Annotated in this window: 2 protein-coding genes; one reads left to right on the forward strand and one right to left on the reverse strand. The window is 74.5% G+C overall.

Features of this window, described 5'->3' with window-relative positions; genetic code table 11:
• The first annotated feature begins 90 nt into the window (after positions 1–90).
• Positions 91–675: a DUF3800 domain-containing protein gene (locus CM1CMNOD_RS12665; RefSeq protein WP_013874004.1), complete on the forward strand. Its 585-nt coding sequence runs from the start codon at positions 91–93 to the stop codon at positions 673–675.
• A gap of 235 nt (positions 676–910) precedes the next feature.
• On the opposite strand, the gene pglW is transcribed toward CM1CMNOD_RS12665, so the two are convergent.
• On the reverse strand, positions 911–5,883 hold a 4,973-nt coding region (gene pglW, locus CM1CMNOD_RS12670; RefSeq protein ID WP_347403394.1), incomplete at its 5' end, for a BREX system serine/threonine kinase PglW.

Consider the following 5,883-nt stretch of genomic DNA (forward strand, 5'->3'; position numbering starts at 1 on the left):
GAGCAGCGCGTTAGATGCCCTCTGTGTGAGGTCGATGGTTGGTAGAGGTAGTGTCCCCTTCGCTGGAGTAGCGACGGAGGGGAGGTATATGTGCACGTTCCGCATGGAAAGGCGTCGTCTGTCGGTCTCCTCGCGGCGGTTGACGAGTCCTACGGCAGCCAGGGGAAGCAGCGGCAGGTATACGTACTCGCCGCCGTCCTGGTTCCGGCCGCTCCCGAGCTTCTCGCCCGCACCCGCGAGGAACTCGGCCGCCTGCGCCTGCACGGCCAACGGCCCCACTTCGGCCGCGACTCCGACAAGCGCCGCCGAGCCGTCGCCGAGACGATCCGGGCGCTGGAGCTGCCCACCCTGGTCGTCGTGCGGACGGCCAGGGGAGCCGAGATGGCAGAGCGATCTCGGGGTCTCTGTCTCGCCCGGCTGTCATGGGAGCTGCGCGACACGGTCCAGGAGCTCCTCATCGAGCGGCGCGAGCATTCCCGTAACCGCCATGACCGAAGCGTCCTCGCCGGCTTGCGTGGACAGGGCGTTGCCCTCTCCGTCCGCTTCCCGGCCTCAGAGGATGATCCACTGTTGTGGGCCGCTGACGCGGTGGCGAGCGCCGTTTTCCAGGCTGAGGCGCGTGGGCGCAGCGAGTATCTCGCCCTGCATGGCCCGATCACGGTGCACCGTGCCTGAACAGCGCAAACGCCCCGCACCCACCATCCGGAGGGTCGGGGCGCCACTTCCACTGGGGCGTGTATCCCAGGGCGTTCACAGCATGCGCCCTGTGGCTCCAGGTGTCAATACGGACACGCCCTGACCGAAGGTCTGCCCTGGTCATGGCGCCTGGGGCGAGGGCGGCATGTGCGCTGCCGACGTCAGTCAGTTCTACGGCTGCTGGTGCGCCTGTGGGGCTCGGTCGGTCGTCTTGTCAGGATGCCTTGTCGGTGAGGCCGGTGTGCTCGTCGGCGGATCGGTGCCGGTTGGTGACCCAGGCGTCCGGTAGGGCGATCCACTCGCTCTCGGTCACCAACTGGACGAGGGCGCCGCCGAGGCGGGGTGGGCGGGTCGGCTCGGTTGTCGGGCACAGGACCCACAGCGGCCGGCCGCCGTCGCGGGCCCGCTCGGCGAGCGCAAACAGCACGTCCAGCCCGCGGCCGCCGTAGCGGCCGAACACACCGGCGTCGTGCAGCAGCAGCGGCGCCGGCCAGCCACCGGGCCTGATTCGACCGGGCTCAGCGTGACCAGGCTCAGTGCGGCCGGCCCCAGCGTGACCTGACCCAACGCCGTCGGGCCCAGCCCCGTCGGGGTCGGTGCGGCTGGCGGGGGCGTCGACCAGCTCGGCGAGCAGCGGCGCGGCCCGTTCCCAGGCCGTCCGGACGTACTCGGCGAGGTTGCCGGCGGCCCGGCTGCCGGGCTCGGCGGCGTCGGCGCGCAGAATCGTCGCCCAGGTCGGTTTGAGCCGCGGATCCACCTCGGCGTGCAGCGCATCGAGGAACACGGCCGCGACGTCGACCGGCTCGGCGGCGAACCGGTGCGGCCTGGCCAGCTCCGCGCGGGCGGCCAGATAGTGGTTACGCCGGACGGTGAGCGCCCGGAAACCGCCGGCCTCGACGGCGGCGGCGAGCCGCTGCTCGGCAAGCGCCGCGGCCGCCCGGTCGGGGCTGTCGAACACCGTGCGCACGGGCTTGCTGCCCAGGTCGGTGGGCTGACGGACGACCGGCGTCGCCCGCGAGCCGGACCCGGTCGAACCGATCCCGGTCGAGGAGAGCAGGCCGTGCGGTGGCACGTAGCCGTCACGGGCCGCGTCCCACTCGAGGGCGAACCCGGCCGCGGCCAGCGGGCCGTCGAGAGCCGGGTGCGTCGGCAGCTCGGTGGTGAGGCCAGGGAAGCGGTTACGCACCCGCTCGTGGATGGTCGCGACGTCCAGCAGCGGCCGGTCGGGCCGCTCGTCCGGCCCGCCACCGGGCCGCGGCGGCACCGCGGCTGGGCGGGTGGGCAGCACGCCGGCCTGGGCCAGGCGCAGCGTCCGGACGAGATCCAGGTCACGCGGGTAGATCTCCAGGCGGGCGTTGGCGGCTGCGGTGCGCGACGCGGCGGCGGCCAGCCGGACGAGGCGCTGCGCCTCGAGCGGCGGCAACCCGGCCAGCCCGTCGACGGCGGCCGGAGTGCCGCCGTCCGCCAGGCCCGCGTCGTCGGCGTCGTCGGCGCTGCCCGCGGCCGGCACGGCGCGGACCGCGGCCAGCTCCCGCAGCACGGTTGCCGGGGCGGGCAGCTCCTCGGCCCGCGCGAGCCGGTCCGCGGTCCGGCCCAGGGCGATGGCGTATGCGAACAGCGCGGGCGCGGCCGGGGTGAGCGGGCCGTCGTCATCGGCGGCCTCCAGCGCGACCAGCGTCCGCTCGTAGAACCTGCGGCGGGCCAGACGCGGCTCGGAGTCGAGGTCGACGGTCTCCAGCGCGGCCCGGACCGCGGCGGCGGCGAGCGCGTGCCGTTCGGGCCGCGAGCGCCGCGGGGAGCTGCCGTGGCGGGCGAGCACGGCGGTGACCAGCTCGTCGAAGCCCATCACCCGGCCGGCGTCGCCGAGGATTTCGACCAGCTCGTCGTGCACCGAGCGGACCGCGTCGTCGGCGCGCCAGGCCCTGCGCCGCGCGGTCAGCACCTGCGCGATCCGGCCCGACGTCACCCCGACCCGCTCGGCGATCTGCTGCTGCGGCGCCCACAGCGGTACGTCCGGCAGCGCGCCCGAGGCGTCGGGCAGACCGAGCAGCAGGCGGGTCGCCTCGCGCTCGGTGTCGCCCCGCCCACCGGAGAGGACGCGGGGAAGGAGCCGGTCTGCGAGATCCTCGACCGGCATGCGGGCGTAGTCCTGCACCGCCGGCACCGCCGTCGTCGTCATCGCCGTCGCGTCGGCCGGCTGCCGCCCGTCCGGCGTCGGCCGGTCCGGTGTGTCGGCGGAGGTGGTGCCGGCCGGGGGCCCGGCGAGGGCGCGGCGCCACAGGCGGATCCGGGACTGCAGCTCCTGGCGGGTCTTCGCGCCGGTGCCCGGCAGGCTGATGATCTCCTTGGAGCCGAGCGCCAGCAGCTCGCCGACGGTTGTCGCGTTCAGCCGGTGCGCGGCCGAGACCGCCCGCGGCGACAGGCCCGCGGCCTCCAGCGGCGTGTCGGCGGTGGCAGCCGCGGCGGCCTGGTCACGGGCCTGCTGGGCGGCCTTCTCGTCGGCGGCGCCCGCGGGGCCGGCCGGGTGCGGCCCCAGCATGCCGGGCGACGGCCGGCCGTCGCCCGACGGGTGGACGGTCGGGGTCGGTGGGGTGGAGTCGGCGGCGCGGAAGACGGCCTGCCAGGCGTCGCGCATGTCCTTCAGCGATGCGAACCGCCGCGTCGCTTCCCGGTCGAGCGCGCGCAGAAAGAAAGAGGTGAGGCCGGCGCGGATCGCCGGGTCGAACGCCTCGGTGACCACCGCCGGCGGGCCCTCGGTGAACCGCTCCCCGGCGGCCCCGTTGCCCCACAGCGGCAGCTCGCCGGAGGCCATCTCGTGCAGGGTGACCGCCAGCGCGTAGCGCTCGGCGTGGTCGTCGTAGGTGGTGCGGGTGCCGGCGCCGAGGAACGGGTCCAGGTAGCGGGGCGTGCCGGCGGTGGTGTCGCGAACCGAGATGTTGGCCAGCGAGAAGTCGATGAGGACGAGCTGGTAGGTACGATTCGGCCGGCGGCGGATGACGATGTTGTCCGGCTTCAGGTCGCGGTGGGCGACGCCCTCGCCGTCGAGGTAGTCGACCGCGCCGAACAGGTAGTCGCTGTAGGTCTCCAGCTCGTCGACGGACAGCCGGCCCTCACGCAGCCGGCGGGCCACGGTCTGCTCGCCGGCGTGGTCGAGGACGAGCACCGTGCGTCCGCCGACGACCAGTGTGTCCGGGCGGGCCAGGCGGATCACCCGCGAGTCGTTCAGCCGGCCCAGCACCGACGCCTCGTGCTCCAGGCGCGCCGCCCGCTCGTCGGAGAGGGCGACCTTGAGGACCTCGTCGCGGCTGGTCTTCTCGTTGTGGGTCAGGAAGGCGCGGCTGGTCGAACCGGTGCCCAGCCGCTCCCTGATCCGCCACTCGCCACCGACCAGGTCGCCGCGCTGGGCCTCCAGCGGGTCCGGTTCCGGCTCAGGTTCGGGCTCCGGCCCGGCCTGTTCCGGCGTGGATGGGTCCGTCGGCGGGCCGTCGCCCGCGGCGCCGTCGCCGAGAAGGGCCACCGGGACGTCCGGCCGGGTGAACTCGTCCTCGACGAGCAGCAGCCAGTCGAGCAGCTCACCGACGCTGGCGAAGCGGTCGTCGGGCAGCGGGCGGGTCGCCTGCGCCACCAGCTCGTTCGCCGTCTCGGACAGCGAGTCGACGACCTCCGCCGGCTGCAGGCCGCCGGACTGCTCCAGCCGCGCCTTCAGCGCGTTCGGGCCGTCCGCGGGCGGCTGGCCGGTGAGGATCAGGTAGGCCAGCGCGCCCAGGCCGAAGACGTCGATGCCGACCGGGTCCGGGTAGGGGGCGCCGATCTCGGGCGCCAGGTAGCTGGCGGCGGCCAGCTCCAGATGCGGCAGGAACCGGGCCGCGGGCTCCACCGCCAGCTCGCGCGACGTCCTCGTCAGCGCGCCTGTCGCCGTGCTCGTCAGCGCACCGGTGCCCGAGCCCGTGTCGCGGGCCGCCGCCTGCCAGTCACTGATCATCAGCTTGGGCGCGAACCAGCCCTGCCCGCCGGTGCCGTCGCCGTTCCCGCCCGCCGCGCGGCCGCCCCGGCCCCTGGACGGCACGACCAGGACGCTGCGGGCCGCCAGCGCCCGGTGGTAGAGATGCCGGCCGTGCGCGTAGTCGACCGTCTCGACCAGTTGGCGGATCATGGACAGCCGGGTGCCGGCGTCGAGACGGTCGCCGTACCGGTCGAGATAGTGGTCCAGGCGCATCTCGTCCGGCCGGTGACGGAAGATCAGCGCCGGGCCCGCCTCGTGGCTTTCCAACCCGTCGACCTGGACGATCCCCGGATGGTTGATCCCGTGCAGCACCAGGAACTCGCGGCGGGCGGCCGCCTCCCGCTCCGCCCGCTCGGCCTCCCCCGCGGCCCGCTCGACGAGGTAGATCCGCACCCGTCGCCGCTCGGAGGCGACCTGGACGTGGGCGGCATGGTAGTCCTGCCAGGTCGGGCCGGAGTCGAACGCCGGGAACTCCAACTGCCAGGAGCCCACCCGCTGGTGGCGCCGGCTGCGGGCGATCCCGGCCGCCGGCAGCAGCCTGGCCAGGGCCTTCGACAGCTCGGGGGTGACCCGCTGCCGTTCGTCGCGCAGCGGCGCGTCCAGCAGGCCGGACCAGATCGGCGGCAGCGTCATGCCGCCCCTGCCGCCCCTGCCGCTGCTGCCGCTGCTGCGGTTGCTGGCGCTCTGATCGGTGGCGCCGCCGGGGGTGCCTCGCTCGGGGCCGAAGACCCAGTGGAGCTGGTGGTCGGGGAGCTCGACCCGCAGGGTCGGGTTCGACAGGAAGACCACCGGCTGGATGAACGGGATCCGCGTCCTCGTCCGGCTCGCGCGGCCGGCGTTCTCCAGTAGGGAGCGCAGCTCCTTGGACTTCTGGTTCGCCAGGTGCAGCGGGTTGTCGAAGATCCGGGTGTCGCCCGAGTCGCGGTGCTGGGTCCAGTTCGACCCGGACGCGGTCAGCCGGCCGACCAGGCTCTTGATCTCGATGAGGTAGACGCCGCCGCGGGCGACGACCAGCAGGTCGACCTCGCGGATGTGCCCGGTGGTCGCGGTGAAGGTGAAGTTCGACCAGGCGCGGTACGGTTCGGCGTCCGGCAGCAGCCTCCGGACGTGCTCCAGCGCCTCCCGCTCGTGCGGGAACTGCGACGGCGTGACCGTCTCCCACCGGCCCTGCCCCTCGCGCACCC

It is taken from the genome of Protofrankia symbiont of Coriaria myrtifolia, assembly GCF_900634755.1.
GTDB lineage: Bacteria > Actinomycetota > Actinomycetes > Frankiales > Frankiaceae > Protofrankia > Protofrankia coriariae.